Raw genomic sequence first — 26,789 nt, 5'->3', positions numbered from 1 at the left:
AAGCCCGCGTTGCGGGCTTTGCTATTTATGGGGATCAGAACTGGTAGATCATACCGATGCCAACGATGTCATCGGTAGCAATACCGTTGTCATTGTAGAAGGCATCATCTTCGTCCAGCAGGTTGATTTTATAATCAACGTAGGTGGAGAAGTTCTTGTTGAAGCTGTAGGTCATGCCCACGTCGATATAGTTAACCAGATCCTGGTCAACATAGTCATAACCATTGCCTGGATGATAATCGTTACCACCCAAATCGATGCCTTTAGAATAGACCCACGCCAGGGATGGACGCAGACCGAAGTCAAACTGGTACTGTGCTACGGCTTCAAAGTTCTGGGTTTTGTTGGCGATGCCATCGTTGCCGTACGGAGTCATGTTACGGGTTTCCGCATACATCATGGCCAGATAGACATCATTAGCATCGTATTTAGCGCCGATTGTCCACGCTTCCGCACGTTCACCGCCAGCATATTTGCTGAAGCGGTTATAGGTGCCAGCGCCGTAAGCGACCTGGTCGTTAGTACGGTCAGAGGAAGAATAAGCCGCACCCAGCGTCAGGCCGAAATCGAAGTCATAGGTGGTAGACATACCGAAGCCGTCGCCGTTCTGGAAACGAACATCATCATGACCGTTTTTGGTGCCTTCCTGATTTTCGTTTGCGTTAGCACCTTCGTTAGCACCCTGGTATTGCAGCGCAAAGTTCAGGCCGTCGACCAGACCGAAGAAGTCATTATTACGGTAGGTCGCCACACCGTTAGTACGGCCAACCATATAGTTGTCGGTCCAGGTATAGGAGTCGCCACCAAATACCGGCAGCATATCTGTCCAGGCTTCAACGTCATACACGACGCCGTAATTACGGCCATAATCGAATGAGCCATATTCGCCGTATTTCAGGCCAGCAAAGGCCAGACGGTTAAAAGAGGTGTCGCCTGCGCCTTCGGTATCGTTAGCGTAGGTTTTATATTCCCACTGGCCGTAACCTGTCAGGTCGTTCGTGATCTGCGTTTCGCCTTTGAAACCCACCTGTACATAGGTTTCATCGCCGTCGTCGCCTGGGTTGTCGGAGAAGGTATGACGCGCATCAACCTTACCGTACAGGTCAACTTTGTTGCCGTTTTTGTTATACATTTCCGCTGCATTTGCTGCGCCAGCCATTAATAACGCGGGTACGAGAATTGCCAGAACTTTTCTTTTCATTATATATTCCCTTTAAATATAAATTGTCTGAATATATGTAATTACCCTCCGTAACTACATGGCTGATACTATTCTATGGATTATTATTTAGGTTCAAAAATAAATGTAATTAAACTGGTAAAAATATTACAAAATATTTCTTTTTATCTCTTTATTTTTCATGTGAATTAATTAATTGAAAATATAGCGGGTAATTATTATTAAGTATTTCGTAATTCTATTTATTAAAGATTTTGATTCGGATGTATTATAATTCACTCTCTTTTGAGCAACAGGATGGGATGATGGAACTTGCGCAGTGGCAGCACCGTTATGAGCGCTGGCTCGACGAAAATCATTTTACTGATGATGCGGCGCACGATATCGCCCATTTTCGCCGCGTCTGGATGACGGCGCAGGGTATTATGGCTGACGAGGATAGCGATCCGCTGGTTGTGTTGACCGCATGCTACTTCCATGACATTGTCAGCCTGCCGAAAAATCACCCGGAACGTAGCCACTCCTCGCGGCTGGCAGCGCGAAAAACGCGCGAGATCCTCAGTCGCGACTTTCCTGATTTTCCGCCGGATCGTTATGCAGCCGTTGAGCATGCTATTGAAGCGCACAGCTTCAGTGCCGGTATCGCGCCGCAAAGCCTGGAGGCCGAAATTGTGCAGGATGCCGACCGGCTGGAGGCGTTAGGCGCTATCGGCCTGGCGCGCGTCTTTGCCGTCTCCGGTGCGCTGGGCGCCGCGCTGTTTGATGCCGACGACCCGTTCGCCGGAACACGAGCGCTGGATGATAAAGCCTTCGCGCTCGACCACTTTCAGACCAAACTCCTGCGCCTGCCGGACACTATGCAAACCGCGCGGGGGCGCAAACTTGCGCGTCACAATGCCGATTTTCTGATCCAGTTTATGGCGAAGCTGAGTGCCGAATTACAGGGCGATTACCTCGGAACCGACAGCCAGATATTGACCCATTTCCGTCGCAGTGTGCGATCCTGAACTGTGGTACTCTGTTTTCTGTCTTTATTGTCCGGTTAAGAGAATGCAGGAAAATCGATCAGTGACTGTGCCCGCGCCTGAGCGGGTTGAGAAATCAACGGCAGCCGTGCAGGCACTCCTGCGTCAGCTGCTGGAAATGTATGATGCTAAAACGCTGGCAAACCAGCTGGTGGCCCATGGCGAGAGTCACTGGAGCCCGGCGATACTCAAGCGGTTGCTGATAAGCGACAGGGCAGGGCACCGCCTGAGCGACGGCGAGTTCCGTTATCTGCGCAACCTGCTGCCGCGTCCTCCTGCTGCGCATCCGAATTATGCCTTTCGATTTATCGATCTCTTTGCCGGTATCGGCGGCATTCGCCATGGCTTTGAAGCTATTGGCGGGCAGTGTGTGTTCACCAGTGAATGGAATAAACATGCCGTCCGTACCTATAAAGCCAACTGGTATTGCGACCCCGACGCGCACCAGTTCAACGCGGATATTCGTGATGTCACGCTGAGCCACAAAACTGGCGTCAGCGATGAAGAGGCCGCCGAACACATTCGCAATACCATTCCGGCGCACGATGTGCTGCTGGCAGGCTTTCCGTGTCAGCCGTTCTCGCTGGCTGGCGTGTCGAAAAAGAACGCGCTGGGACGCGCACACGGCTTTGCCTGTGATACGCAGGGCACACTGTTTTTTGACGTTGCCCGGATTATTGATGCCCGCCGCCCGGCAATTTTTGTGCTGGAGAACGTCAAGAATTTAAAGAGTCATGACGGCGGCAAAACCTTCCGCATTATCATGCAAACGCTGGATGAACTGGGTTACGACGTGGCGGATGCAGAGGATATGGGGCCGGACGATCCGAAAATTATCGACGGTAAACACTTCCTGCCACAGCACCGCGAACGTATTGTGCTGGTGGGCTTCCGCCGCGATCTCAACCTGAAAGGCGATTTTACGCTGCGTGATTTGCCTTCGCTGTATCCGGCGCGCCGCCCGACGGTAGCCGATCTGCTGGAGCCGGCCGTCGATGCAAAATTCATTCTGACCCCGGTGCTGTGGAAATACCTCTATCGCTATGCCAAAAAGCATCAGGCCAAAGGCAATGGCTTTGGGTTTGGCATGGTCAATCCGCTTAATCCTGACAGCGTGACGCGTACGCTGTCGGCGCGCTATTACAAAGATGGCGCGGAAATTCTTATCGATCGGGGCTGGGATAAGGCGCTGGGCGAAAAAGATTTCGACGATCCACAGAACCAACAGCACCGACCGCGGCGCTTAACGCCGCGCGAGTGCGCTCGCTTAATGGGCTTTGAGACGCCGCAGGGCTACAGTTTTCGCATCCCCGTGTCGGACACCCAGGCCTATCGTCAGTTTGGCAACTCGGTGGTAGTGCCCGCCTTTGCCGCCGTCGCAAAACTGCTGGCCTCACGTATCAGCAAGGCCGTTCAGCTTCGTCAGAGTGAGGCCGTCAATGGCGGACGTTCACAATAAGGCCACGCGCAGTAAAAACATGCGTGCCATCGGCACGCGTGATACCGCGATCGAAAAACGGATCGCGGGCCTCCTGACCGCCGTCGGGTTTGAATTCAGGGTTCAGGATGCCACGCTTGCCGGGCGTCCTGATTTCGTCATCGACGCGTACCAGTGCATCATCTTTACCCACGGCTGTTTCTGGCATCATCATGACTGCTATCTGTTTAAAGTCCCGGCGACACGCACCGACTTCTGGCTGGACAAAATTGGCAGGAACGTCGAGCGTGATAAACGCGATGTTTCGCAGCTTTACGCTCAGGGCTGGCGGGTGCTGATTGTCTGGGAGTGCGCGCTGCGCGGAAGAATGAAGCTGAATGACGTGGAACTGACGGAGCGGCTGGAAGAGTGGATCTGCGGCGGCGGTCAGGCCGCGCAGATCGATACCCAGGGCATTCACCCGATCACGGTTTCTCCACCTCACACGCCTTGACAAGGGGTTTCGCGGGCAGCAAATATTTACCCAGCGTGACCAGCACCACGGCAAAGACAATCACGCCCAGCGCCAGCCATTCAATCGTCGACAGCACTTCGCCCGCAAAACCGGTACCCAGCAGCACGGCAACCACCGGGTTAACGTAGGCGTAGCTGGTGGCAACCGCCGGTGAGATGTTGCGAATCAGGTACATATAGGCATTGATGGCGATAATGGAGCCAAACAGCGCCAGATACCCGACGGCCAGGAAACCTGAAAGGTCTGGCATCGCCGTCAGTTTTTCACCCGTCAACGCGGAGGCCATCAGCAGCACAATGCCTGCCGCGAGCATCTCAATGGCACCCGCCATCATCCCGGAAGGCAGCTCGATGCGGGAACCGTAGACCGAGCCGAAGGCCCAGCTCATGGAGCCGATCATGATCAGAACGGCAGCCCAGGGGTTCCCGCTCAGGTTACCGCCGCTGTTCAGCAGGATGATACCCACAAGCCCAATCGCGATGCCCAGCCATTCGAGCTTACGGGTGCGGATCCCGAAGAGACGACTAAAGCAGAGCGTAAACAGCGGCACGGTCGCGACGACCACGGCGGCGATGCCCGACGGTACGTTCTGGTGCTCGGCGACGGTTACCGCGCCATTGCCCACCGCCAGCAGCAGCAGGCCAATCAGGGCGGCGTTAAGCAAGGGACGCAGCGGCGGTAGCCTGTGGCCGCGCAGCAATAAAAATGCCATCAGCAGCACGCCGGCCGTAAGGAAACGAATACCGGCCATCATCAGCGGGGGCCAGCTTTCCACGCCTATACGAATGACAAAATAGGTGGATCCCCAGATGATATAAAGAGAAAAGAGTGCTCCAATGAGCGGTAATAAATGCCGAAAACGCATAGTCCCTCACGACGAAATAAAAAGTTCGCTCATAGTTAACGCCAAAACTATCGGGCTGGCGAGTGCTTTAATTGTGTAGTTAATGTGAAATTTTTGTTGACGTGAGGTGCCTGTTTCCGGGCGGTGAGTTTTGTTCCATACTATTCACTTAATTAGCAAAAAAAGAAGGATAGAGATTTTGGCAGGAAGTAGCTTATTAACATTGCTGGATGATATCGCCACCTTGCTGGATGACATTTCGGTTATGGGAAAACTGGCGGCGAAAAAAACCGCCGGGGTACTGGGAGATGATTTGTCGTTGAACGCGCAGCAGGTCAGCGGCGTGCGGGCGAACCGTGAGTTGCCGGTGGTGTGGGGCGTAGCGAAAGGGTCCTTTATTAACAAGGTGATCCTCGTTCCGCTGGCGTTGTTGATTAGCGCCTTTATACCCTGGGCCATTACGCCCCTGCTGATGATTGGCGGGGCGTTCCTGTGCTTCGAGGGTGCCGAAAAAGTGTTGCATATGTTCGCTGCACGCAAAGAGAAAGACACCCCAGAAATGCGCCAGCAGCGTCTGGAAGCGCTGGCCGCGCAGGATCCAAAAACCTTCGAGCGCGATAAGGTCAAAGGCGCGATCCGTACTGACTTCATCCTCTCGGCCGAAATTGTGGCGATTACGCTGGGGATCGTCTCAGAAGCCCCTCTGATGAACCAGGTGCTGATCCTGTCCGGCATTGCGATCCTCGTGACGATAGGGGTTTATGGTCTGGTCGGGCTGATCGTCAAGCTGGACGATATCGGATTCTGGCTGGAAAAAAAATCCAGCGCAATTGCGCGCGGCATCGGGAAAAGCCTGCTGGTGGTAGCGCCGTGGCTGATGAAAACCTTATCGGTGGTGGGAACCCTGGCAATGTTCCTGGTCGGCGGTGGAATTATCGTGCACGGTGTTGCTTCGCTGCATCACATGATTGAACATTTTGCGTCAGGCCAGGGAGCGGTAGTCGCTGCGATCCTGCCCACACTGCTTAACCTCGTGCTGGGCTTTATCGTCGGTCTGATTGTGGTAGCCGTTGTTAAGCTGGTTGAAAAAGTACGCGGGAAATCGCATTAATTATTGCTGACCCCGGGTGCAAAAAGACTATTCCTCGTCTAAATTGAAAACGTTTCACCCTGATACAGGAGGCAGGTATGGTCTTTTTGATCAGTGATGAAGTTAAGCCTAAAAATGGTGGTCCAGGCATGATCGTCACCGGGTATTCCAGCGGAATGGTGGAGTGTCGGTGGCATGATGGATACGGCATTAAGCGGGAGGCTTTTCGTGAAGACGAGCTTCAGCCTGCTAATAAAAGGCAAAAACGCGACAAGGCTTAATCACACAACGCCCGGCCTTGCCGGGCGTTTTTACTGGCAGAAGACTTATCATATCGGATGGTGAGCGACAATCAGGGAGTGTGTGTGCAGCACGATACCTTTGTTGTAAAACAATCTTTTTTGCAGTGGCTGCATAAGCGTAGCAATCCCAGTTTGATTGTTAACCTCTGTTTTATCGTTGTCCTGATTTTTTCCACTCTCCTGACCTGGCGCGAAGTTGTGGTACTGGAAGATGCTTATATCTCCAGCCAGCGTAACCATCTGGAAACGGTTGCCAGTGCGCTGGACAGACAGCTTCAGTTCAGCGTCGATAAAATGCTGTTTTTTCGCCACAGCATGCATGATGCGCTGGAAACGCCGCTGGCGTTTGGCGCGCTGCATGATGCGGTAAAGCGTTTTGCGCATTTGCGCACGTCTCCCACCTGGCAAATTGCGGTTGATAAACGGCGCACATTACCGATCAACGGTGTTTCGGATGCCTTCGTTGAAAAGACCACTCTTCTGAACCGTGATGATGAGTACCTTGATAATGAATTGTCCGCGGCGCTTGAAGTGGGGTATTTACTGCGTCTGGCATCCAGCCCTTCCCGCAACGAAGAGCGCGTGATTTATGTCTCTCGCGCCGGATTCTTTCTGGAAACGGATACGCCGGGAAATTCCAGCGATATCGTGCAGCGCTATTATCATCTGGTCACTCAGCCCTGGTTTACCCAACAGTCCGAGCGTGAAAACCGTGCGCGTGCCGTGCGCTGGTTTATCTCGCCGCCTTCCTCTTTTGTGGGCAAAAAGCCGCTGATTACCGCCAGCGTGCCAGTTTATTACCATCACGTCTGGTATGGCGTGGTGGCGATGGATTTCACCTTTGCCACCCTGCGTCGCCTGCTGGTGGAAGCCGTGGGCGATAACCCGGAAGGGGAATACCAGCTGTATGACAGCCGGCTTACCCTGCTTGCGACATCTGAGTCACCTGCTGTGGACGTTAATCATTTTGACGCGCGCGAATTAGCCCAGATAGCGCACGCGATAGAATCGGATTCCGAAGGCGGCATTCGTCTGGGGAGTCGTTTTGTCAGCTGGGAGCGTCTTGACCATTTTGATGGCGTCATCCTGCGCGTGCACACCCTGGATGAAGGGGTGCGCGGCGATTTCGGTAGCATCAGCATTGTGCTGGCATTGCTTTGGGCGCTGTTCACCGCGATGCTGCTCATCTCATGGCTGGTGATCCGGCGCATGGTCAGTAATATGTATTCGATGCAGAACTCGCTGCAATGGCAGGCCTGGCATGACCCTCTGACCCGGCTGAATAATCGTGGATCGCTGTTTGATCAGGCGAAAATACTGGCGAAGCAGTGTGAACAGCAGTCGCTTCCTTTCTCGGTCATTCAGATCGATCTTGACTGCTTCAAGAGTATCAATGATCGGTTCGGGCATCAGGCGGGTGATAAGGTGTTGTCCCATGCCGCGGGGCTGATTGCCAGCACCCTCCGTGATAAAGATATTGACGGACGCGTCGGGGGGGAAGAGTTCTGTGTGGTGCTGCCCGGCATGACGCTTGAAGAGGCGGCGGAAGTCGCAGAGCAGATCCGCGAGCGTATCGACAGCAAAGAGATCCTGATTAAGAAAAGTACCACCCTGCGCGTGAGTGCGTCGTTTGGCGTCTCTGGTGCGCAGGAGAAGGGCAATTATCACTTCGAAAATCTGCAATCCACCGCCGATGCGCGTCTGTATGAGGCGAAACAGCGCGGGCGTAACCGGGTCATCTGGCAAGATCACCTCAAAAAGTAATCAAGTCCCTCGCACCAGCCGGTCGGCCCGGTGTGCTGAGTGTGATAAACCCGGGCTGGATCGTTGTTTATAAGGCTGATACCCTCCCGGTTGAAGCCTTTCACCACCACGGCGAAGCCTACGCTGTCCAGCAGCGGGGCATCATTGGGGCCGTCGCCCAGGCCCAGCGTCGTCGGTTCGTAGCCCTCGTGCAGGCGATACTGGTCCACAAGCCAGTGAACCGCCACGTCTTTGCCGCAGCAGGTGTCCAGAATATGCCAGAAGCGTGCACCCTGGACGATCTTCAGCCGCTGCCGGGCGAGTTCGGCGGCAAAGTATCTCATTTGTTCATCACTGTCACGCCAGATCAGCGTCACGGAAGCCTCGTGCTTGCGCGCAAGCACCGAACGGGGACGGCTCAGCCCGGTCCATTCGGCGACTACGTGCTCGTCCACATCATCGAAGGTGGTGAATTTCAGATGCATCTCCTGGCGTACCCGGGCAATACACTGCCGGATATCGTCATGCTTCTTTTCTGAGATGAACCGTGCGGCGTTTTCCCACCGTACGTCAGGCTGGATCACCGCGCCGTTTTCCGCAATGTAGGGCAGCCCGCCAAGCCCCAGTTCCTGCTGGATGTCATCCATCTCGGACGCGGTTTTGCTGCTGCACAGAATGACCGGTATCTGTTCATCCATTAATTTTTCCAGCCACGGGGCCGCAGGCTGCCAGTCAAGGGTGTGAAAATCCAACAGCGTGCCGTCGAGGTCGGTAAAGACAAGAAGAGTCTCCTCAAGCGAAGGCATAATGTCTCCCGGATGATGCTTTTTCCTAAGAAAAATCTTAAAAAAAATAGGCATTGAAGCGCCGTTTAAGTGGAAACGATCCCGACAAACCCACACGCGGCGCAGGTTTATACTCATAACCAAAATTCACATGTATAAAATATAATATTCGCTAAGAGAATATATGCTTGTAAGACAATTCTGTTGGGGATAATGTCTTACCTGCATCAGATTTCCTGGTGTAACGAATTTACAAGTGCTTCTTGCATAAGCAAGTTTGATCCCGGTCATCCCCATGACCGGGATTTTTTTCGTCTTAGCGGTTCGTCTCCGAGACGCTAAAGTCATGGATATCCAGCTCGAATGCTTCAGCCAGTTCACGGTAGGTATGGTAATCCCGACCATTGACCACGACACGGTCTGAATTATCCTCCGCGCGATGAACTTCGGACTCACTAATTTCATTGATGGCGGCAAGCAGGGCATCGACATCCACTTCAACCTCACGCTTAATGGTGTCGCTGTACTCTTTGTCAGTCTTCATGGCGGGCTCCTCATTTAACCGTCTCAACAGCTAAGTATAGACCGCACACAAAAACGCCATTCGCGCCAGGCGGCGATGCCAGGCAATGTAATTTGTTCTACACTGGCTCAAAACCACAGGAGGAATGTATGAAGGTCAACGATCGGGTAACCGTCAAAACGGACGGTGGGCCGCGCCGCCCGGGCGTGGTTCTGGCAATAGAAGAGTTTAATGAAGGCACAATGTATCTGGTGTCGCTGGAAGATTACCCGCTCGGCATCTGGTTCTTCAACGAACTGGGGCACCCGGATGGGATCTTTGTGGAAACGGCGGAATAGGGCGGCGTCGGGGGCGTCTTCTCCCCGGCTCCGGCTGCTTAAAAGCAAAATCTCTGGCCAGGCCAGAGATCAAGGTAGGGTACAACATGGCCGTGCAAATTAGCGCATATTAACGAAAATCCCATTCGTCACATTATCTGTCAGGCGTACGACATGGTATATCACTTGCTTATTATGCGTTTTAATTTTCCTTTTAATATTTCCTTTGTGTGACGATACTGTTTTTGCCTTGATATTCATCTGGTCTGAGATCTGAATTGTCCCTTGTCCAGCCATCCACATTCTTAGCATACTTGATTCAGTTCTGCTTAATGATAGGGTGGGTAAGTTAATCGCCCCTACATTCTTAACTTCTTTATTCAAATAATCGCCCAGAATGTCATCAAGTGACTCTGGTTTAATCGATTTCGAGCTGATTAATAAGTTTTTACGCACCAACAAATACTCATCGAAATGAATATTGGCGATCGCCATAAAAACAATGAACAGGGTCTTAGGATGCTGATTAATGATCTGCTTAATGTGCTGACTGTTAGCGGGGTCGTGAATGAAACAGTCCTCATTAATAAACACCACGCCGGGCTTGTGGGCGTCACAAGCGGCTGCGAGTTCTTCAACGGTGTGTGCATCGTTGATGTCTCTCTTTCTAACCCCTCTGCTTGCTAAGTACCCGGTTAACCCTAGCCGGGTGTAGCTGCATAAATCCATAATGATCGTTGACATGGCATACCCTCACTCAATGCGTAACGATAATTCACCACCTGCCTGAGAGCTCATAAACAGCCATACGGGATGGAAAAAATCTAATAAAACCTGTGAGCATGACAAAGACTTTCAGGCGAACTCACTATCCCGTAAAGTTACGTATAATTTGCCAGGAATCATCTTAAAGTAAAGTAAATATTAAGTATTGTGAGGTGGTTAGAAACATTTAAACCGCGTCAGATATATCCTGGTAGATGTTTTTCGAGATTATTTTTAGGAATATCCTCAGAAAGACATTGCAAACACTGCGGGTTATTATTTGCGTGGAAGTTCGCTAACAATATCCGCTAACAGATTGAATATCTCACTGAATAAATGTTCGCAGAAGGGGGCGATAAGTGGCATCAATAATGACATTAATAAAAGGCCAACCGTCAACGTCACCGGAAAGCCGATGACGAATACCGACAGCTGCGGAGCCATTCGGTTGAGTAAACCTAATGCGAGGTTAACGGTGAGCAGCAGGGTAATGATCGGCAGCGCCAGCATCAGCCCGTTGAGGAAGATCAGCCCGGCAGCCCTCACCAGCGCCAGAAACGCGTTGCTGTTGACCGGGTTGTCGCCAATCGGCAGCGTGTGGAAGGTGTCCACCAGCATCGAGATGAGCCACAGGTGGCCGTTGAACGAGAGAAACAACAGCATCGCCAGCAGGTCGATAATACGCGCCAGCACGGGCATATTCAGGTGGCTGCCCGGGTCAACGAACGTCGCGAAAGACAGGCCCATTTGCAAACCGATAAGTTCACCCGCCGTTCGAACCGCGGCGAAGGCGAGCTGCATCGTGAACCCGACCGCCACGCCAATCATCACCTGTTGCAGGGCAATCCAGATCGCATTCGGGGAAAAGATCGGGATATCCACCGCCGGCAGGGAAGGGGCAACGATAATCGTGATAACCATGCCCAGCCCAATTTTGACGCGTTTAGGCACCGACTTTTCACTGAGTATGGGGGCGGTGGAGATCAGCGCCATGATGCGCAGCATCGGCCAGAAATAGATCCCGAGCCACTGAACAAATTGATCGCTGGTGAAATGCAGCATCGTCCGTCAGCCGATGATGTAAGGCAGATTGGTGAACAGGTTGCGCATATAGTCCAGCAGCAAATTGAGCATCCATGGCCCGGCAACGATAATCGCCACGAAGACGGCAATGATCTTCGGGATGAACGACAGGGTCATTTCGTTAATCTGCGTGGCGGCCTGGAGAATACTGATAATCAGACCGGTGACTAGCGCAACCAGCAGCAGGGGCGCGGCGACGGCAATCGCGACTTTCATCGCCTCCGTGCCCATCATCATGACCGACTCAGGCGTCATTGCGCGCTCCTCAACTGTAGAAACTCTGCGCCAGCGAGCTGACCAGCAGCTGCCAGCCGTCGACCAGCACGAACAGCATGATCTTAAAGGGCAGGGCAATGGTCGCGGGCGGAACCATCATCATCCCGAGCGCCATCAGAACGCTGGCGATCACCAGGTCGATAATCAGGAACGGAATGAAAATGGTGAAGCCAATCTGGAACGCGGTTTTCAGCTCGCTGGTGACATACGCTGGCAGCAGGATGCGCATCGGCACCGCTTCCGGTCCCTGTAACTCGCCCGTGTTAGCGAGACGGGCAAACAGGGCCAAATCCGCTTCGCGCGTCTGGCGAAGCATAAATTCACGTAATGGCTGAGCCCCCTTTTCCAGGGCAACCTGCATGGAAATTTTATCTTCGCTGAACGGCTGGTACGCCTCGGTGTAAATCTTGTCGATAACCGGCGACATAATGAAAAAGGTCAGGAACAGGGCTAAACCCAGCAGCACCTGATTGGGCGGTGCGGACGGTGTGCCGAGCGCATTTCGCAGCAGACCAAACACAATGATGATGCGGGTGAAGCTGGTCATCATCAGCAGGATCGCCGGGATAAAGGTCAGCGAGGTGATGAACACCAGCGTCTGCACGGACAGGGACCAGCTTTGTCCCCCGTTCGCCAGCGGCGTGGAAACCAGCCCCGGCAGTTGCGCATACACAGAGGGCGCGAACAGGCCCAGGCCTGCCAGCGTAAGGAATAACAAACGGCGCATCAGGATCTCCCGGGACGCTTGAGCAAACTCTTCATAACGGACTGGAAATCCGCAGGGGCCTGGGCGTTAGCCTCCACCGTGGCAGGCGCAGGGGGCAGCATGTGAAGAACGTTAATGCTGGAGGCGGTCACGCCCAGCACCAGTCGCGCATCTTCCACCTCCACAATGACCACGCGTTCGCGCGGTCCTAGCGGGGTGCTGGCGCTGACCTTCAACCCGCGGGTACCGGCCGTTTTCCCCGCCAGACCGAAACGCTTTGCCAGCCAGGCGGCGATAAGGATAAAGGCAATAATACCGAACAGCGCGCCGCTCACCTGGAGCAGAGGTGAGCCGGGTACGGCGGAGGGCGCGGACAGTGTTGCCTGGGTTTTCATACTTAACGGCTCAGACGACGCATACGTTCGGAAGGGGTAATGATGTCGGTGATACGTACGCCGTATTTATCGGCCACCACCACCACTTCGCCTTGTGCAATCAGGTAGCCGTTGATCAGAATATCCAGCGGCTCACCCGCTAAACCGTCAAGCGCCACCACGGAACCCTGCGTCAGGCGCAGCAGCTCTTTAATGGTCATGCGGGTGCGACCCAGCTCAACGGTGAGCTTGACCGGAATGTCCATAATCAGGTCGATGTCCTGCAACGTGCCGCTGACGTCGCCGCCGCCTAACTGCTGAAAGACCGCGTCTGCCGCGCTTTTCGTCGGCGTTGTTTTCTGCTCGTTTAACGCGTCAGCCCACAGATCGTCCAGTGCTCCGCTGTTTTCATCGGACGGATTGTTCATGTCACTCATTTGGGCTGTTCCTCATTCAGCGAATTCAAAATCGGGTTGATCAAGTGCTCAACGCGTAACGCATACTGGCCGTTAATCGTGCCGTACTGGCTTGTCAGCACGGGTACGCCATCCACATGGGCAATAATGCGGTCGGGTTTATCTATCGGCAAAACGTCGCCGGGTTGTAATTTCAGGATCTGCGATAACCGCATGGAGATGTCGGCAAAGTTGGCTACCAGCTCCAGCTGCGAGTGCTGCACCTGACGCACCAGGTTCTCACGCCAGTTCTGATCTTCGTGACGTGAGTTCTCCAGCGGCGGGTTAACCAGCAGTTCGCGCAGCGGTTCAATCATGCTGAACGGCAGGCAGATGTTGAACTCGCCCGTCAGGTTGCCGATCTCGACGTGGAACGGGGTATTCACGACGATGTCATTCGGGGAGGTGGTGATGTTGGTAAATTTCACCTGCATCTCGGAACGCACGTACTCCACTTCCAGCGGGTTAATCGCTTTCCACGCGTCGCTGTAGGATTCCAGCGCCAGCTTCAGCATGCGGTTAATCACGCGCTGTTCGGTATGGGTAAACTCGCGGCCTTCCACTTTGGTCGGGAAACGGCCATCGCCACCGAACAGGTTGTCCACTGCGATGAACACCAGGCTTGGCGAGAACACCACCAGGCCGGTACCGCGCAGCGGTTTCAGATGGATCAGGTTAAGGTTGGTTGGCACCGGCAGGTTGCGGGCAAACTCATGATACGGCTGAATGCGGATGGCACCGACGGTGATATCCGGGCTACGACGCAGCAGGTTAAACAGCCCCATACGGAACTGACGTGCGAAACGTTCGTTGATGATCTCCAGCGCCTGTAAACGCTCGCGCACCACGCGACGCTGGGTATTGGGATCGTAGGGACGAATATTATCGTCGCCGGTCAGACCCGGTTTCGGTTCGTCACTCTTATCGCTGTCGCCGTTGAGCAGCGCATCGATTTCTGCCTGAGAAAGAATACTGTCGCCCATGTCGTTACCGCAGAATGAAGGCTGTATACAGAACGTCAGTGACTTCCTGCTTAGGTTGGCCGTTTACCAGCGGGGTCGCCAGCGTCTGTTTGATGGCATCGACCAGCTTTTGCTTGCCCACATCGGTGGCGAGCGCGGAGGCATCCTGACGAGAAAACAGCAGCAGCAGACGGCTACGCACTTCTGGCAGGTAGTCGTTCAGACGTGCACGGGTCGCTTCATCTTTCAGACGCAGCGTAATACCCACGTAAAGCACGCGATCCGCATCGCCCAGGTTCACGGTGAACGTATCCAGCGGGTAGAAGACCGGCGCCGGTGGAGGCGGCGCTTCAGCTTTGGCGGCCGCGCTGGAGGGTTCCTGCTGCATACGCCAGTAACTGTAGCCTGCGGTGGCGCAGGCCGCGAGGGTAATCAACACCAGCAGCGGGATCCAGATGGAACGCTTGCTTTTTTTGGTGATAGCGGAGTCTGTCATCTGATACGAGCTTCCTGTTTCGGTACAGCTTAATACGGTGATTATCCCGTGTCCGGCTTAGGTCAAAGCGTGGAAAAGACGGGGATAATCACGTTACCTCTGGCGTTTAGGCAAAGATGTCTACGGCACGGCTGCCGCGCGCGGCGGATTGCAGGGCGGCAGGGGCAGGCAATAACTCTTCACTCTCATCGTTAAACCCGCCATGCTGGCCGGAACGCGAAGCGTGCTGTTGCTGCCCGGATGAGGACTGCTGCTGCCCGGCAAAGCCCTCGCTGCTGACGCTGCTTTGGGAAAGCTGAATGCCGTTTTCCGCAAGCTGCGTGCGCAGGATCGGCAGGGCCGCTTCCAGCGCCGCGCGAACGTGGCTGTGGGGCGAAACCATCTGCAACTGTGCCTGGTTGTCATCCAGCTTAAGCGAAATTTGCACCTGACCCAGATCTTCCGGGTGCAGACGCAGCTCTGCGGTCTGCTGTCCCTGTCTGGTGAACAGGGTGATGTGCTGGCTCAGATTCTGCTGCCATTCGTGCGTGCCCAGCGGCTGGCTTAACACCGGCGCTGTCGCAACGGTAGCGGCAGGCTGTGAAGGCGCCAGGTGACTGACGATCGGGGCCAGCGTCGCGGTTGGGCTGGCGGCAGGCGACGCCGCGCTCGCTACGTCCTGCTTCTCCGCGACGGCGGCGACGGCTGGCGTAACGGCTGCCGTGGCGGGCAGCGAGGTGTCGCTGTCCTGTACCGGCATTTTTTCCTGACCCGTTAACGCATGGCTAAGCGGCTGATGCTGGCCGTTATCCGTCTGGGCTAGCGCAGAGGGGAGGGTGGCACGGGGAGCGATCTCCCCGGTGCTCGCAGGGTGCGTCGCTACCGGGGTGGTGGTCTGCTGGTGCGGTAACATCGCCATCAGCGCGCTTAACCCGACCAGCTCCTCTTCTTCAGTCGTGGTCTCGCTGTTTGTTTTCGCCTCCGGCTGGGTTAGCGCCTTCAGCGCATCCGTATTCGCGGCGGGTTTCAGGCCGGAGACGAGGCTTTGCAGGGAGACGGCGGTATCTTCATCAGTTAGAGTCTCCTGACGGGAGAGCAGTTCGGCGATTTTGGCCTGGAGCGTGGTATCACCGTTTTTTTCCTGTGCCGCTGTCGAGAGCTTGCTGCCCGCCGCTTTTAGATCGGCCAGCGTCAGCGGAGCATCTTTGCCTTTGCCGGTGGTCTCGGTCAGCGCGCCCGCCAGCAGAGAGAGAAAATCTTGCGCGCCCTCAGCGCCTTTTCCGGCAAGCGTGCCGCCGGACGGGTCGCTGTCGGTCATCAGCAGTTGTTGCAGTGTGATCATTCTGGTTTCCTCATTGATGCGCGCTGGGCAAACTCATCCATTTTTTTCTGATCCAGACGGTTTTCCGCCAGGGTCGAGGCTGCAATCTGCCGGTCCTGTAAGGTTTGCCAGGCCTGCAACCGCTGTTTTTTCTCGCGCCAGAAATTCAGCGCGGTATCGACTTTTTGCGTCCACTGGTTAAGCTGCTGGCGATGCTGCTCAATCGCCTTTTCCAGCGTCTGGATAAACTGCTGATAGTTAATCCAGCGCTGGCTACCAATGCCCTGCGTCATGTCGGTGTTAAGGTTGGTGCGATATTCATGCTGATAGTCGATTAACATCTTCAACTGTTCTTCAGCCTGCTGGCACCCGCGTCGCATTGCGCCAAGCTGCAATGCGGCATCATCAACTTCTTTTTCAGCCAGATCTTTCAGCGTTGATAACGCGCTGTTCTGCGCCATGACCTTCGCCCTCCACCTGTGTTACACCTGCGGGAAAATCAGCTCCAGTGCCTGGAGGGAATCTTCCCAGTCGGCGCGTTCAAAAATACCCTGTTGCAGAAATGCCTCCAGCTGCGGCCAGAGGGCAATCGCTTTATCGAGCATCGGGTCGCTGCCTTTGGCGTACGCCCCGACGCTTACCAGATCGCGGTTGCGCTGGAAGCTGGAGAGCAGTTGTTTGAAGTTACGCACGCGGGCGTAGTGTTGCTCGGTGATCAGGGCCGTCATCGCACGGCTGATCGACGCTTCAATATCAATGGCCGGATAGTGCCCGGCTTCGGCCAGACGGCGCGACAGCACGATATGGCCGTCGAGGATCGCGCGTGCGGAGTCGGCAATCGGGTCCTGCTGGTCATCACCTTCGGTCAGTACCGTATAGAACGCGGTGATGGAGCCGCCGCCGCTGATGCCGTTCCCCGCGCGCTCAACCAACGCCGGGAGCTTGGCGAAGACCGACGGCGGGTAGCCTTTGGTCGCGGGCGGCTCGCCGATGGCCAGCGCAATCTCACGCTGCGCCATCGCGTAGCGGGTCAGGGAGTCCATAATCAGCAGCACGTGCTGGCCCCGGTCGCGGAAATCTTCCGCAATACGCGTGGCGTAGGCGGCACCCTGCATACGCAGCAGCGGCGACACGTCCGCAGGCGCCGCGATCACCACCGAGCGGGCGCGGCCCTCCGTACCCAGAATGTTTTCAATGAAATCTTTGACTTCGCGACCACGCTCACCAATCAGGCCAACGACGATCACGTCAGCCTGGGTATAACGCGCCATCATGCCGAGCAGGACCGATTTACCCACGCCGGAGCCGGCAAACAGCCCCATACGCTGGCCGCGTCCCACGGTGAGCAGGGCGTTAATCGGCCGCACGCCGGTATCCAGTACGTGCTCGATTGGCGTGCGTTGCAGCGGGTTGAAGGGTTGGGTGATCAGCGCGCCGGTTTCGGTGGTATCAGGGGAGGGCAGGCCATCGAGCGGTTTGCCGCTTCCGTCCAGGACGCGGCCCAGCAGCGCCGGACCGAGCGGGAGCTGTTTGCCGCTTTGCAGGCCGTCACCGCTAATGTTTTTCGCGTAGACGCGGGCGCCGGGCAAAATCCCTTCCACTTCTTCAAGGGGCATCAGAAACAGGCGCTGACCGTTGAACCCGACCACTTCGCTTTCCACTTCACGCGTGTCGCCCCCGTCCTGACGCTCAATCACGCAGGTGGCGCCGAGCGGAAGTTGCAGCCCCGTGGCTTCCAGAACCAGACCGGTGGCGCGCGTCAGGCGTCCATAACGACGAACGGATGGCAGCTGCGCCATCTTCGTTTCAAAATTATCAAGCGTGTTAAGCCAGCGCGTAAGGCGAGCGGTCATCAGACGACTCCCGGTGCCGCCAGGCGGCACAGTTCCTGCCAGCGGGTCGCGACGCTGGCATCCAGATCGCCCTCATCCGCCGAGACCTTACAGCCTCCGTGATGAAGTGACGGATCGCCGCGCAGCCGCCAGCCGTGCAGGCTCAGCGTCGCGCCGAGGCTCTCTTCCACGCGCTGCAAATCATCAGGATGAACGCGCAGCTGCGGTTTGCCGCTGAACAGCGGCTCCTGCTGGAGCAGCCCCTGGATCTGCTTAATCAGCGCGGCGTTATCCACTACCGGCGTCTGGCCGATTACCTGACGGGCCGCCTCCAGCGCCATCTGCATCAGGCGCGAGGCAATCACGCTGTCGAGCGCATCCAGCGTATGCTGAAACTCGCTCACCAGTTGCTGCATGCGGGCATGTAGCGGCGCCTGCTGCTGGCGCGCCTGCTCGATGCCCTGCTCTAAACCTTTCGCCAGCCCTTCCTGATAACCCTGTGCGTGCCCGGTCTGACGGCCTTCGTTCATCCCTGCATTGAAGCCCTGTTCGTGCGCCTGCATTTGCATCTGGGCCAGCAACTGGGCGCGCTGTTCCTCTTCACTCAGCTCGGGTTCGCCCGCCCCGGCGTCACCCTCGTCGGACGACACAACGGCAGGGGTGAACTCTGCGCTGGGAGGGGAGAGGTCGTCAGGCGTCCAGCGCTTCCACGACAGTTCATCAGACATAGGTGTCGTCTCCGCTGCCAATCACCATCTCGCCGGTTTCGGCCAGTCGACGAACAATAAGCAGGATCGCTTTCTGTTCGTTTTCCACCTGAGACAGACGTACCGGGCCACGGTTGGCCAGGTCGTCGCGCAGGATATCGGCCGCACGCTGGGACATGTTGCGCAGGAACTTCTCGCGCAGCGGCTGCTCGGCGCCTTTGAGGGCGATAAGCAGCGATTCGGAGTCCACCTCCTGGAGCAGGCGCTGGATGCTGCGGTCGTCCACTTCGACCAGGTTTTCGAACAGGAACATCTCGTCGATAATTTTCTGCGCCAGCTCGCCGTCGAACTCGCGTACCGCCGTAATAACCGCCTCTTCCTGCTGCGTTTTCATCAGGTTGATGATTTCCGCTGCCGTTCTCACGCCGCCCATTTTGCTGCGCTTGAGGTTCTGGCCGTCGAGCAGGTTGTTCAGCACTTCGGTCAGCTCCGCCAGCGCGGCTGGCTGGACGCCGCCGAAGGTGGCAATACGCAGCATCACGTCGTGGCGCAGGCGCTCGTCGAACAGCGCAAGAATATCGGCCGCCTGGCCCCGTTTGAGGTGGACCAGAATGGTGGCGATAATCTGCGGGTGCTCGTCGCGAATAAGATCGGCGGCGCTTTGCGGCTCCATAAAGTTGAGCGTTTCGATCCCACTGGCGGTGTCGCGCGTTTCGAGAATATCTTCCAGCAGGCTGGCGGCGCGCTCTTCGCCCAGCGCCTTAACCAGCACGGAGCGCAGGTATTCGTTGGCGTTGACGTTGAGGGCGGCAAACTGCTCGGCTTCCTGCTCAAACTCCGCCAGCACCTCGGTCAGCTGCTTGTTAGAGATCTGGCGCACGTTGGCCATCGCCGCGCTGAGGATCTGCACTTCTCGCTGGGAGAGGTGTTTAAACACCTCCGCCGCGCGATCTTCCCCAATGGTCATCAGCAGGATGACGCTCTTATCGGTGCCTGTAAGCGTATTACTCATGTTCGTTACCCATCCAACCGCGGATGACCAGCGCGACGACGCGCGGATCGTTATCTGACATTTCGCGAATGCGCTGGCTCATCACCTCTGCGCCCATGCGCTGGTTAGCACGACGCTGCTGCATCTGTTCATCTTTGCTGAGACGAACTTCAACCGCTTCTTCCTCGTCCGGACGCGCGTTCTTCTGTTCCAGCGCGGCTTTCTCGGCTTCAGCACGACGCTGTAGCTGAGGACGAACGCCCTTACGCCACAGCAGCCACGCGACAATCAGCACCAGCAGCCAGCGGCCTGCGGACATCAGCTGATCGAAGAACGCCTGCTGTTGCCAGAACGGCAGTTCGCCACCGGTCTCATCCACCGGGTTGAACGGTGAGTTCACAACGTTGAGGGTATCGCCACGTTTTTCAGAGAAGCCCATCGCTTCGCGGGTCAAATCTTCGATCTGCTTCATCTGCTCCGCCGTGAGCGGCAGCGGTTTACCGTCCGGCAGCGTTTTGTAGTTCACCACCACGGCAACAGAGAGACGCTGAATATCGCCCGTGTTCAGTTTGGTATGGCGGATGGTCCGGTCGACTTCGTAGTTGGTCGTTTCGTTACGGCTGCTGTTACGCGGGCCGGTATTGTTCGCGGTCGAGGTCGTCTGCTGATTCGTTTGCTGACCGTTCTGCGGGTTTGCCGGCGGGGTGGAGATTGGCGCGGCGTTGGCAGGCGCAGGCTGGTTAGAGAGCGCGCCCGGCACACCGCCAGGATACTGGCCGCCGACCTGTTCCGTCTCATTGATCTGACGCGAGCGTAACACGGCGCGGGAGGCATCCCCGTTCGGAGCGTACTGCTCTTCGGTCTGTTCTTTATTCGAGAAATCAATCTGCGCGGTGACCTGCGCGTGCACATTGCTGCTGCCGACCACCGGGCCCAGAATCGCTTCAATGCGACGCTGAAGACGGCCTTCCACGTCGGCGGCGTATTTCAGCTGGGCGTCGTTGAGATCGCGCCCGGCGGTGTTGGACTGCGTCAGCAGATGACCACTCTGATCCACCAGCGTGACGTTACCTGGCGGCAGACCGGCCACCGCGCTGGAAACCAGGTGCGTAACGGCGCTGATCTGCCCTTCATCCAGCGCACGGCCAGGTTCGAGGTTAACGGTCACAGAGGCAGAAGGGGACTTTTGTTCGCGGACAAACAGGGACGGCTTAGGCATCGCCAGGTGCACACGGGCACTTTTCACCGGGCCTAAGGTTTCAATCGTACGGGCCAGCTCACCTTCCAGCGCGCGTTGGTAGTTAACCTGCTCGCTGAACTGACTGATGCCGAATTTTTCCTGATCCAGCAGCTCAAACCCAACCGCGCCGCCTTTCGGCAGCCCCTGCTGGGCGAGACGCAGGCGAAGCTCGTGCACTTTATCTGCCGGTACTTCAAGTGCACCGCCGTTATCGGCAAAGCGATACGGGATGTTCATCTGGGTCAACTGGGTGACGATGGCACCGCCATCCTGGTCGGAAAGGTTGCTGTAGAGCGTGCGGTAATCGGGGCTTTTTGCCCATAAGACCATCGCGACAACGATCGCAATGGCGGCAGCGCCTGCCACAAGCAACGGGATCTTAGGGTTGGCGCGAAGGCGGTTCATCCACTCGAGTGATTTATTCTGTGGCGCTGTCGATGCTGCTGTCGCACTCATTGCGCACCTCTTAAATCCTGGTGGTTTACGTTATTCGTGTAGAGAAACAAAACTGACTCCCGGGTCGGCAAACACGACAAAAGTTCCATACTGATGGCCCTGCCATTATTTGATGATTCGGGATTTTCTATGCGTCAAATAACCTGGTTTTTTAACGCTATTTACCGCCATTATCTTATTGACAAGCTGTTAGTCTTGACCTCGTAAAAAACCATCCAGGGGAGAGTCATGGCTATACAGGGCATTGAAGGGGTACTCAGTCAGTTACAGGCAACGGCGATGACCGCCCGTAATCAGAGCGTGGCTGACCAGCTGCCGGGCGTCAGTTTCGCCGGTCAACTGCATGCGGCGCTGGACCGGATCAGCGACAAGCAAAACGCGGCCCGTACCCAGGCTGAGAGATTTACCCTTGGCGAACCCGGCGTGGCGCTCAACGATGTGATGGCCGATCTGCAAAAAGCGTCGGTGTCATTGCAGATGGGGTTGCAGGTGCGTAACAAGCTGGTGTCGGCATACCAGGAAGTCATGGGGATGCAGGTGTAAACCTTCCAATCTTACGCTGGCAGCCTGATGGCTTTAATGCCACAATATTTTTTTCTTCGCATGCAGGAAAGATGATGAAAAAAGTAGCAATTGTGGCTGCAATGCTGACGTTAGCGGGATGCGTTCAGGTCGAAAACTATCAGGAAGTGGTTAAGCATCCGGCACCTTCGCATCTGGCAGGTTACTGGCAGTCGAAAGGGCCGCAGAGCGCGATGGTGAGCCCGGAGGCGATTGCCACGCTGGTGGTGACGCCAGAAGGGGATACGCTGGATTGCCGTCAGTGGCAGCGCGTTATCGCGGTGCCGGGTAAGATCATGCTGCGTTCAGATGATTATTATAACGTGACGCGTAAGCTGGATGTCTATCCGCTGGAGCGTGATGGGGCGGCGCTGGAGTATGACGGTATGGAACTGTACAAGGTTGACCGTCCAACGGTGGAATGCGCAGATTACCTGAGTAAGAATCCGCTGGAGAGTAAGCTTCCGTAACTTTTAACCCGAAGCAAAAAACTTGTTTGAGAACGACTGAAGGCTTTCAGCGATGCTCTGGTCCGGCTGTAAATCGCTGAGGCGTTTCCTGTAGGCCGGGGCGAGGCGCAGGGATGCGCCGAGAGGGCGGGCTTTACAGGGATGTTACCTCCGCCCGTCCCCGATAAGCCGGAAGGAATAAGCCGAAGGTACCGCGAAGCGGCGATTTTCCGCCGGAAGCCCGGGTCGCCAGGGTGGTGGCGACTGAGCCACCCTGGCACGTTCACCGGTTATGTTGTGACAGAGTAGCAAGGAACATAAAGTGAACGGAATGACCACCAGAGCCGTATGTTCCCCCTCACCCCAGCCCTCTCCCTCAAGGGAGAAGGGGCCGTCTGTGCAGACATTATTTTGTGAGGATGGCGTACGCTTCGGGAGCGGGTCCGCAGACCGCACTGTTCCAGCCCTACAGCGCGTCCTCAATCACCCAGACGCTGACGCTTCCCCCGTTACAGAAGAACGTCCCTTCGCCATCCGCCGCCGTGGTCACGGTTTCCTCGCGGTTGCCTAAAAAATCACGCCAGGTCTTATTGCCGTAATTTTCCCCGAGGCAGATCGTCTTCTCGCCGTCATCACCATTCGACAGCACCACAACACAGCCCGGGTGCTCCTCAGTCCCGCTGCGGCTGAACGCAATACAGTTTGGATGATCGAAAAACAGCGTCTGCACGCCGTGGGCAAAACGCTGCCGGGCGAGGATCAGCTCGTGGAGTTGTTCAATCACCGGCATATCGATGTGATACGTCTCGCCATCCCCGCCGGTGTCGTCATAGCTGGCGCCAAAAAGATCCGGATAGAACACGCTCGGCACGCCATTTTCACGCAGCAGGATGAGCGCGTACGCCAGCGGTTTGAACCAGGCTTCAACCGGGGCTTCCAGCGCCTGCAAGGGTTGGGTGTCGTGGTTGGCCACCAGCGTCACGGCATGGAACGGATCGGCTTCCACCAGCGTACCGGTGAAAATCTGGCTCATATCGTAGTCGCGTCCCTGGCGTGACGCTTCGTGAAATTTCATTTGCAGTGGCGCATCAAACAGCATGGTTTTGCCGTCCACCTGATTGATGTAGTGCTGCAATTTATCCACTTCGTGTGACCAGTATTCCGCCACGATAAACAGCGGCTGCGGGGCCACCTCCTGGACGTGCTCAATCCACTCTTTATAGAACCAGGCCGGGATGTGTTTTACCGCGTCAAGGCGGAAGCCGTCGCAGTGGGTTTGCTCCATCACCCAGCGCGCCCAGTATTTGATCTCCTCCGTCACCGCATGGTTGCGAAAATCAATATTTTCACCCATGAGGTAATCGAAATTGCCCATCTCATCGTCGACCTGATCGTTCCAGCCTTCGCCGGTGTAGTCGTTGACGATTTTGAAGATACCGTCCTCATTGGGGTTTTCAATGTGGTCGATACCGCTAAAGCATTTGTAATCCCAAATGAACTGCGAATACTGGCCGGCCCGAGCGGGGAAGGTGTAGCGCGTCCAGGCTTCGCATTCGATGATCTCATCGCTGATTTGGGTGCGATCCTGCGCATCCACGCGCTGCACGCGGACGGGTTCCTTCTCATCGGCCCCCATTTTGTGGTTGACCACCACGTCCAGAAGTACCGCAATCTGGTTGCTTTTTAAGGCGTTGATGGCCTCCAGCAACTGGGCTTTATCGCCGTATTTGGTGGCGACGCTGCCTTTCTGGTCAAACTCACCGAGGTCGAAAAGGTCATAAGAGTCATACCCGACGGAATAGCCGCCGGACGCGCCTTTATATGCCGGCGGTAACCAGACCATATTGATGCCGATTTCGTTCAGATTGGGGGCTAATGCCGTGACTTCTCGCCACAGTTCACCGCCGGTGGGGTAGTACCAGTGAAAACATTGTAAAAGTGTTGGGTTGCGCATGCACCATCTCCATGAGGTCGCGAAACTCAAGTATGGAGCAGGTTTGGCAGAAATGCCTGGCGAACGAAACGGTTAACGTTTGCCCGCCAGTTAAATGGCTAATTGATATCGCTATTACTTTGCGGAACCAGGACATGACCGCCCTGGTTACCGTAGGTGGAGAGAACGGTTTTCTGGATGGAGGATTGACCAACCAGCTTCGCCAGTTCATCCATTCTGGCTTGCAGCAACGTTTTTACCTGGCCTTCGTTGTCCAGGATCACCCGCAGCGTCGGGCGAAGCTGCTCCTGAATCTGCGTCGAAGGTTCACTTTCCTGAGTGAGACGAGCCAGTGAGTGCACCGCATTAACATAGTCGGTTTCACAGATGATCAGATCATCCCATAGTCCCTGCCGGGCCAGTCGCAACATCAACTGGCTCTGCTCAAGGAGTTGCTGATAAAGGGCATAAAGTTGCGGTGCGTTACTCATTAGACGGCGTCCTGGACAAGAGTTGGTATACCTGCTGCCTCCTTCCAGCCATCCGCAATATTGCGCAGTAAATTTTCCACCTCTTCGATGGCACTGGCATCATTGCGAAGGTTGGCCTGAAGCAGGCGACGAACCATATAGGCATAGAGAGCGATCAGGTTTTGTGTTAACTCGTCTTTACTCTCTTCATCCAATCCGACCTTCAGGCCATTTTCGATGATATTAATCGCTTTGGAGAGCGCCAGCCCTTTTGCCTGGATATTACCGTCTGCAAGGAACAGACGTGCCCGTACCAGTGCGCTGAGGGCTCCATCAAATAGCATGATAACCAGCTGCTGCTGGCTGGCGCTCATCACCGCGCTTTCAACTTCTATCTTTGCGTAGGCTTGCGTGCCTTTTGCGCCGTACATGTTATCCCCCTAGGGTCTGATTAGCGTTTACTACTTGTTGCTGGACGTATTTTCGAACTGCTGCGTCAGGTAACTGCTGGTAGAGTTCAGCGAGTTCATCATGACGTCTAATTGCGTAAACTGTTCTTTATACCGCGCTACCATGGTGTCGATACGCTCGCTGGCCGCGTTATATTGCTTAGTTAAATTGTTCAGGGTTTTACTGACGCCATCTTTGGCAGCCTGAATGATGCCGGTGCTGGAGAGCCAACCTGTAAGGTTTGTTCCAACGGTGGTGGTGATACCGGATGTTTTCCCGTCACCGATCAGCAGGTCTTTGATACCAGCCGCGCTGTTTTTCATTGCCGCGCTAAGCTTGTCATCATCCACTTCCAGTTTACCGGTGCTTGGGTCGGTAGTGATGCCAGCTTGAGCAAGGGTCTTGATATTGGAACTGGTGTGAGGGTTATTCAGCACGCTTCTCAACTGAGTCTGAATAGTGCGTAGCGTACTGTCGCCTAATAACGCGCCGTTGCTGGTATTCTGAGCGTCTGAACCCGCGTCCACAGCAGTATATTTTGTGAGGCTGCTGAAAGTATCTTGCAGGGAGTTATACGCCGTCACCCAGTCGTTTATCGCTTTGGTCGCTTTAGTGTTATCGGTAGTGATCGTTAAGGTCTGATTACCGGTTGTCACGTCGTTCAGGTTGAGAGTGATATCTTCCAGCGCATCACTGATTGTATTGCTGCTGTTTTCAATATCAACGTTATTAACTTTCAATAGCGCATTTTGGGCCGTAACGCTTTCCATCATGCCGTTAGCGGTATCTGCGCTATTACCGTTGTAGCCCATGAAGGACTGAAGTGCCGTATCGCCGCTGACACTAATAGTCATGGCATTGTCTTTACCGGTATCTTTCGACGTAATGGACAGACGATACTCACCATTACCGACGTTAATAATACTGGCACTTACGCCAGCATCCGCTTTGTTGATCGCATCTCGGATACCACTCAGAGATGAGTTTTCCGCACTGATATTAATAGTGACAGGTTTCTTGTCACCACCTTGCTGAATGGTGATGGTGCTGTCCGCTGTCGCAATCGCCGTTTTATTATCACTTTGCGTTTTAGCTGTTGTCAGGGTTTGCGCCTGCGCAAGCTGCGATACGTTAATGGTGTATTTACCCGCAATCGCGCTGCCGCTGGTTGTGGCACTGAAGGCTGTGCTGCTGCTGGCGGTGGTAGTCGCTGTAAACAGATCGGCTTTGCTAAGTGCAGTATTTGCCGTCTGGAAGGATTCCAATGCACTTTTCAGCGTGCCGTAGGCACTAAGTTTTGCTGTATAGGAAGTTTGCTGCTTAGAGATCGGCGTCAGCTGTGCTTTTTGTGCAGCGGTCAGACTGTCCAGAATGTCGCCTAACTGCAAACCTGATCCGACTCCCAACGTAGAAATACTTGCCATATTTATTCCTTAATGTAACGACACGTAGAACGAATAGTGGGGTTATCGGCCTCAACTCAGGAAAGTTTACGGTTAGATTCTTTTTTTTAATGGCGAGA

Annotated in this window: 30 protein-coding genes and 1 pseudogene; 9 read left to right on the top strand and 22 right to left on the bottom strand. The window is 55.3% G+C overall.

Going from position 1 to position 26,789, the window contains the following annotated elements; translation table 11 throughout:
- Window positions 1–34: 34 nt before the first annotated feature.
- Entirely contained in the window at window positions 35–1,201 is a 1,167-nt protein-coding gene (gene ompC / locus ACOTYB_RS02515) for a porin OmpC (RefSeq protein ID WP_032659241.1), read from the bottom strand.
- A 284-nt stretch (window positions 1,202–1,485) separates the two neighbouring features.
- Between ompC and ACOTYB_RS02510 the strand changes: the two genes are divergently transcribed.
- Genes ACOTYB_RS02510 through ACOTYB_RS02500 form a run of 3 tightly spaced genes read left to right on the top strand, consistent with a single transcriptional unit; the run spans window position 1,486 to window position 4,136 of the window.
- Complete coding sequence (locus ACOTYB_RS02510; protein WP_045330350.1) at window positions 1,486–2,187, top strand: phosphohydrolase; 702 nt, start codon at window positions 1,486–1,488, stop codon at window positions 2,185–2,187.
- Between the two features lie 43 nt (window positions 2,188–2,230).
- Window positions 2,231–3,664, top strand: a complete 1,434-nt coding sequence (locus tag ACOTYB_RS02505) for a DNA cytosine methyltransferase (RefSeq protein WP_057979973.1) — start codon at window positions 2,231–2,233, stop codon at window positions 3,662–3,664.
- Window positions 3,645–4,136, top strand: coding sequence for a very short patch repair endonuclease (locus ACOTYB_RS02500; RefSeq protein WP_047653411.1), 492 nt, complete (start codon window positions 3,645–3,647; stop codon window positions 4,134–4,136). The genes ACOTYB_RS02505 and ACOTYB_RS02500 overlap by 20 nt, the downstream gene beginning before the upstream one ends.
- Here ACOTYB_RS02500 and yedA read toward each other — a convergent pair.
- Window positions 4,108–5,022: a drug/metabolite exporter YedA gene (yedA, locus tag ACOTYB_RS02495; protein WP_220316974.1), complete on the bottom strand. Its 915-nt coding sequence runs from the start codon at window positions 5,020–5,022 to the stop codon at window positions 4,108–4,110. The two genes, ACOTYB_RS02500 and yedA, sit on opposite strands and share 29 nt — an antisense overlap.
- A gap of 178 nt (window positions 5,023–5,200) precedes the next feature.
- Between yedA and ACOTYB_RS02490 the strand changes: the two genes are divergently transcribed.
- The 3 genes from ACOTYB_RS02490 (at window position 5,201) to dgcQ (ending at window position 8,157) form a co-directional block, all read left to right on the top strand.
- On the top strand, window positions 5,201–6,112 hold the full coding sequence (locus ACOTYB_RS02490) for a DUF808 domain-containing protein (RefSeq protein WP_003859571.1): 912 nt from the start codon (window positions 5,201–5,203) through the stop codon (window positions 6,110–6,112).
- A gap of 77 nt (window positions 6,113–6,189) precedes the next feature.
- Entirely contained in the window at window positions 6,190–6,372 is a 183-nt protein-coding gene (locus ACOTYB_RS02485; RefSeq protein WP_003859574.1) for a YodC family protein, read from the top strand.
- An 84-nt stretch (window positions 6,373–6,456) separates the two neighbouring features.
- Entirely contained in the window at window positions 6,457–8,157 is a 1,701-nt protein-coding gene (dgcQ, locus tag ACOTYB_RS02480) for a cellulose biosynthesis regulator diguanylate cyclase DgcQ (RefSeq protein ID WP_220153195.1), read from the top strand.
- On the opposite strand, the gene ACOTYB_RS02475 is transcribed toward dgcQ, so the two are convergent.
- Both ACOTYB_RS02475 and yodD read right to left on the bottom strand, forming a co-directional pair.
- The gene (locus tag ACOTYB_RS02475) at window positions 8,142–8,942 is read right to left on the bottom strand and encodes a mannosyl-3-phosphoglycerate phosphatase-related protein (RefSeq protein WP_003859579.1); all 801 of its coding nucleotides are present in this window, start codon (window positions 8,940–8,942) and stop codon (window positions 8,142–8,144) included. The two genes, dgcQ and ACOTYB_RS02475, sit on opposite strands and share 16 nt — an antisense overlap.
- A 295-nt stretch (window positions 8,943–9,237) precedes the next feature.
- A complete protein-coding gene (yodD, locus tag ACOTYB_RS02470) occupies window positions 9,238–9,465 on the bottom strand; it encodes a YodD family peroxide/acid resistance protein (RefSeq protein ID WP_017383339.1) in 228 nt (75 codons plus the stop codon).
- Between the two features lie 128 nt (window positions 9,466–9,593).
- On the opposite strand from yodD, the gene dsrB reads away from it, so the two are divergent.
- Window positions 9,594–9,782 (top strand): protein DsrB, encoded by a 189-nt coding sequence (gene dsrB, locus ACOTYB_RS02465; protein WP_003859583.1) that lies wholly within the window; start codon window positions 9,594–9,596, stop codon window positions 9,780–9,782.
- 99 nt (window positions 9,783–9,881) lie between these two features.
- Here dsrB and rcsA read toward each other — a convergent pair whose 3' ends face one another.
- The 14 genes and pseudogenes from rcsA to fliF all read right to left on the bottom strand — a co-directional run bounded on the left by rcsA (window position 9,882) and on the right by fliF (window position 21,404).
- Window positions 9,882–10,505 carry a transcriptional regulator RcsA gene (gene rcsA, locus ACOTYB_RS02460; RefSeq protein WP_003859584.1) on the bottom strand — a complete coding sequence of 208 codons (624 nt, stop codon included), beginning with the start codon at window positions 10,503–10,505 and terminating at the stop codon, window positions 9,882–9,884.
- A 290-nt stretch (window positions 10,506–10,795) separates the two neighbouring features.
- Window positions 10,796–11,588, bottom strand: a pseudogene (gene fliR / locus ACOTYB_RS02455) (flagellar biosynthetic protein FliR); the annotation flags it as partial.
- Between the two features lie 6 nt (window positions 11,589–11,594).
- The gene (gene fliQ, locus ACOTYB_RS02450) at window positions 11,595–11,864 is read right to left on the bottom strand and encodes a flagellar biosynthesis protein FliQ (protein WP_003859587.1); all 270 of its coding nucleotides are present in this window, start codon (window positions 11,862–11,864) and stop codon (window positions 11,595–11,597) included.
- Between the two features lie 10 nt (window positions 11,865–11,874).
- On the bottom strand, window positions 11,875–12,612 hold the full coding sequence (gene fliP, locus ACOTYB_RS02445; protein ID WP_003859589.1) for a flagellar type III secretion system pore protein FliP: 738 nt from the start codon (window positions 12,610–12,612) through the stop codon (window positions 11,875–11,877).
- Window positions 12,612–12,986 carry a flagellar biosynthetic protein FliO gene (gene fliO, locus ACOTYB_RS02440; protein WP_250018329.1) on the bottom strand — a complete coding sequence of 125 codons (375 nt, stop codon included), beginning with the start codon at window positions 12,984–12,986 and terminating at the stop codon, window positions 12,612–12,614. Before fliO ends, fliP begins: the two co-directional genes overlap by 1 nt.
- Window positions 12,987–12,988: 2 nt before the next feature.
- Entirely contained in the window at window positions 12,989–13,402 is a 414-nt protein-coding gene (fliN, locus tag ACOTYB_RS02435) for a flagellar motor switch protein FliN (RefSeq protein WP_003859592.1), read from the bottom strand.
- Window positions 13,399–14,403 (bottom strand): flagellar motor switch protein FliM, encoded by a 1,005-nt coding sequence (gene fliM, locus ACOTYB_RS02430; RefSeq protein WP_003859594.1) that lies wholly within the window; start codon window positions 14,401–14,403, stop codon window positions 13,399–13,401. The genes fliN and fliM overlap by 4 nt, the downstream gene beginning before the upstream one ends.
- A 4-nt stretch (window positions 14,404–14,407) precedes the next feature.
- Window positions 14,408–14,878 (bottom strand): flagellar basal body-associated protein FliL, encoded by a 471-nt coding sequence (gene fliL / locus ACOTYB_RS02425; RefSeq protein ID WP_003859598.1) that lies wholly within the window; start codon window positions 14,876–14,878, stop codon window positions 14,408–14,410.
- A gap of 106 nt (window positions 14,879–14,984) precedes the next feature.
- Window positions 14,985–16,199 carry a flagellar hook length control protein FliK gene (gene fliK, locus ACOTYB_RS02420; protein ID WP_421765737.1) on the bottom strand — a complete coding sequence of 405 codons (1,215 nt, stop codon included), beginning with the start codon at window positions 16,197–16,199 and terminating at the stop codon, window positions 14,985–14,987.
- Entirely contained in the window at window positions 16,196–16,639 is a 444-nt protein-coding gene (gene fliJ / locus ACOTYB_RS02415; RefSeq protein WP_006811155.1) for a flagellar export protein FliJ, read from the bottom strand. The genes fliK and fliJ overlap by 4 nt, the downstream gene beginning before the upstream one ends.
- Window positions 16,640–16,660: 21 nt before the next feature.
- Window positions 16,661–18,031, bottom strand: a complete 1,371-nt coding sequence (fliI, locus tag ACOTYB_RS02410) for a flagellar protein export ATPase FliI (protein ID WP_003859604.1) — start codon at window positions 18,029–18,031, stop codon at window positions 16,661–16,663.
- A complete protein-coding gene (gene fliH, locus ACOTYB_RS02405; RefSeq protein ID WP_045330338.1) occupies window positions 18,031–18,738 on the bottom strand; it encodes a flagellar assembly protein FliH in 708 nt (235 codons plus the stop codon). The genes fliI and fliH overlap by 1 nt, the downstream gene beginning before the upstream one ends.
- Entirely contained in the window at window positions 18,731–19,729 is a 999-nt protein-coding gene (gene fliG / locus ACOTYB_RS02400; protein ID WP_003859608.1) for a flagellar motor switch protein FliG, read from the bottom strand. The genes fliH and fliG overlap by 8 nt, the downstream gene beginning before the upstream one ends.
- A complete protein-coding gene (gene fliF, locus ACOTYB_RS02395; protein WP_220153193.1) occupies window positions 19,722–21,404 on the bottom strand; it encodes a flagellar basal-body MS-ring/collar protein FliF in 1,683 nt (560 codons plus the stop codon). The genes fliG and fliF overlap by 8 nt, the downstream gene beginning before the upstream one ends.
- A gap of 228 nt (window positions 21,405–21,632) precedes the next feature.
- Here fliF and fliE point away from each other — a divergent pair, with 228 nt between their 5' ends.
- Together fliE and yedD are read left to right on the top strand one after the other, a co-directional pair.
- Complete coding sequence (gene fliE, locus ACOTYB_RS02390) at window positions 21,633–21,947, top strand: flagellar hook-basal body complex protein FliE (RefSeq protein ID WP_045330335.1); 315 nt, start codon at window positions 21,633–21,635, stop codon at window positions 21,945–21,947.
- A 74-nt stretch (window positions 21,948–22,021) separates the two neighbouring features.
- Window positions 22,022–22,435 carry a lipoprotein YedD gene (yedD, locus tag ACOTYB_RS02385; protein ID WP_045332691.1) on the top strand — a complete coding sequence of 138 codons (414 nt, stop codon included), beginning with the start codon at window positions 22,022–22,024 and terminating at the stop codon, window positions 22,433–22,435.
- Between the two features lie 445 nt (window positions 22,436–22,880).
- Here the strand turns inward: yedD and amyA are convergent, their stop codons facing one another.
- From amyA to fliD, 4 genes are all read right to left on the bottom strand, one after another.
- Window positions 22,881–24,368 (bottom strand): alpha-amylase, encoded by a 1,488-nt coding sequence (gene amyA / locus ACOTYB_RS02380; protein ID WP_045329940.1) that lies wholly within the window; start codon window positions 24,366–24,368, stop codon window positions 22,881–22,883.
- Between the two features lie 98 nt (window positions 24,369–24,466).
- Window positions 24,467–24,838 carry a flagella biosynthesis regulatory protein FliT gene (gene fliT, locus ACOTYB_RS02375; RefSeq protein WP_003859615.1) on the bottom strand — a complete coding sequence of 124 codons (372 nt, stop codon included), beginning with the start codon at window positions 24,836–24,838 and terminating at the stop codon, window positions 24,467–24,469.
- On the bottom strand, window positions 24,838–25,248 hold the full coding sequence (gene fliS, locus ACOTYB_RS02370; RefSeq protein WP_006811147.1) for a flagellar export chaperone FliS: 411 nt from the start codon (window positions 25,246–25,248) through the stop codon (window positions 24,838–24,840). The genes fliT and fliS overlap by 1 nt, the downstream gene beginning before the upstream one ends.
- A gap of 30 nt (window positions 25,249–25,278) precedes the next feature.
- The gene (gene fliD, locus ACOTYB_RS02365) at window positions 25,279–26,691 is read right to left on the bottom strand and encodes a flagellar filament capping protein FliD (protein ID WP_032659217.1); all 1,413 of its coding nucleotides are present in this window, start codon (window positions 26,689–26,691) and stop codon (window positions 25,279–25,281) included.
- Between the last annotated feature and the right edge of the window lie 98 nt (window positions 26,692–26,789).

Source organism: Enterobacter cloacae complex sp. IR5450, from assembly GCF_049238665.1.
In the GTDB taxonomy this organism is placed as follows: Bacteria; Pseudomonadota; Gammaproteobacteria; order Enterobacterales; family Enterobacteriaceae; genus Enterobacter; species Enterobacter hormaechei_C.
This window is presented reverse-complemented; position numbering and strand designations above follow the sequence as displayed.

Excerpts from the sequence above, each read along its gene's own strand:
- ompC (WP_032659241.1), bottom strand. The coding sequence starts at position 1,201 with ATGAAAAGAAAAGTTCTGGCAATTCTCGTACCCGCGTTATTAATGGCT.
- ACOTYB_RS02510 (WP_045330350.1), top strand. The coding sequence starts at position 1,486 with ATGGAACTTGCGCAGTGGCAGCACCGTTATGAGCGCTGGCTCGACGAA.
- ACOTYB_RS02505 (WP_057979973.1), top strand. The coding sequence starts at position 2,231 with ATGCAGGAAAATCGATCAGTGACTGTGCCCGCGCCTGAGCGGGTTGAG.
- ACOTYB_RS02500 (WP_047653411.1), top strand. The coding sequence starts at position 3,645 with ATGGCGGACGTTCACAATAAGGCCACGCGCAGTAAAAACATGCGTGCC.
- yedA (WP_220316974.1), bottom strand. The coding sequence starts at position 5,022 with ATGCGTTTTCGGCATTTATTACCGCTCATTGGAGCACTCTTTTCTCTT.
- ACOTYB_RS02485 (WP_003859574.1), top strand. The coding sequence starts at position 6,190 with ATGGTCTTTTTGATCAGTGATGAAGTTAAGCCTAAAAATGGTGGTCCA.
- ACOTYB_RS02475 (WP_003859579.1), bottom strand. The coding sequence starts at position 8,942 with ATGCCTTCGCTTGAGGAGACTCTTCTTGTCTTTACCGACCTCGACGGC.
- yodD (WP_017383339.1), bottom strand. The coding sequence starts at position 9,465 with ATGAAGACTGACAAAGAGTACAGCGACACCATTAAGCGTGAGGTTGAA.
- dsrB (WP_003859583.1), top strand. The coding sequence starts at position 9,594 with ATGAAGGTCAACGATCGGGTAACCGTCAAAACGGACGGTGGGCCGCGC.
- rcsA (WP_003859584.1), bottom strand. The coding sequence starts at position 10,505 with ATGTCAACGATCATTATGGATTTATGCAGCTACACCCGGCTAGGGTTA.
- fliQ (WP_003859587.1), bottom strand. The coding sequence starts at position 11,864 with ATGACGCCTGAGTCGGTCATGATGATGGGCACGGAGGCGATGAAAGTC.
- fliP (WP_003859589.1), bottom strand. The coding sequence starts at position 12,612 with ATGCGCCGTTTGTTATTCCTTACGCTGGCAGGCCTGGGCCTGTTCGCG.
- fliO (WP_250018329.1), bottom strand. The coding sequence starts at position 12,986 with ATGAAAACCCAGGCAACACTGTCCGCGCCCTCCGCCGTACCCGGCTCA.
- fliN (WP_003859592.1), bottom strand. The coding sequence starts at position 13,402 with ATGAGTGACATGAACAATCCGTCCGATGAAAACAGCGGAGCACTGGAC.
- fliM (WP_003859594.1), bottom strand. The coding sequence starts at position 14,403 with ATGGGCGACAGTATTCTTTCTCAGGCAGAAATCGATGCGCTGCTCAAC.
- fliL (WP_003859598.1), bottom strand. The coding sequence starts at position 14,878 with ATGACAGACTCCGCTATCACCAAAAAAAGCAAGCGTTCCATCTGGATC.
- fliK (WP_421765737.1), bottom strand. The coding sequence starts at position 16,199 with ATGATCACACTGCAACAACTGCTGATGACCGACAGCGACCCGTCCGGC.
- fliJ (WP_006811155.1), bottom strand. The coding sequence starts at position 16,639 with ATGGCGCAGAACAGCGCGTTATCAACGCTGAAAGATCTGGCTGAAAAA.
- fliI (WP_003859604.1), bottom strand. The coding sequence starts at position 18,031 with ATGACCGCTCGCCTTACGCGCTGGCTTAACACGCTTGATAATTTTGAA.
- fliH (WP_045330338.1), bottom strand. The coding sequence starts at position 18,738 with ATGTCTGATGAACTGTCGTGGAAGCGCTGGACGCCTGACGACCTCTCC.
- fliG (WP_003859608.1), bottom strand. The coding sequence starts at position 19,729 with ATGAGTAATACGCTTACAGGCACCGATAAGAGCGTCATCCTGCTGATG.
- fliF (WP_220153193.1), bottom strand. The coding sequence starts at position 21,404 with ATGAGTGCGACAGCAGCATCGACAGCGCCACAGAATAAATCACTCGAG.
- fliE (WP_045330335.1), top strand. The coding sequence starts at position 21,633 with ATGGCTATACAGGGCATTGAAGGGGTACTCAGTCAGTTACAGGCAACG.
- yedD (WP_045332691.1), top strand. The coding sequence starts at position 22,022 with ATGAAAAAAGTAGCAATTGTGGCTGCAATGCTGACGTTAGCGGGATGC.
- amyA (WP_045329940.1), bottom strand. The coding sequence starts at position 24,368 with ATGCGCAACCCAACACTTTTACAATGTTTTCACTGGTACTACCCCACC.
- fliT (WP_003859615.1), bottom strand. The coding sequence starts at position 24,838 with ATGAGTAACGCACCGCAACTTTATGCCCTTTATCAGCAACTCCTTGAG.
- fliS (WP_006811147.1), bottom strand. The coding sequence starts at position 25,248 with ATGTACGGCGCAAAAGGCACGCAAGCCTACGCAAAGATAGAAGTTGAA.
- fliD (WP_032659217.1), bottom strand. The coding sequence starts at position 26,691 with ATGGCAAGTATTTCTACGTTGGGAGTCGGATCAGGTTTGCAGTTAGGC.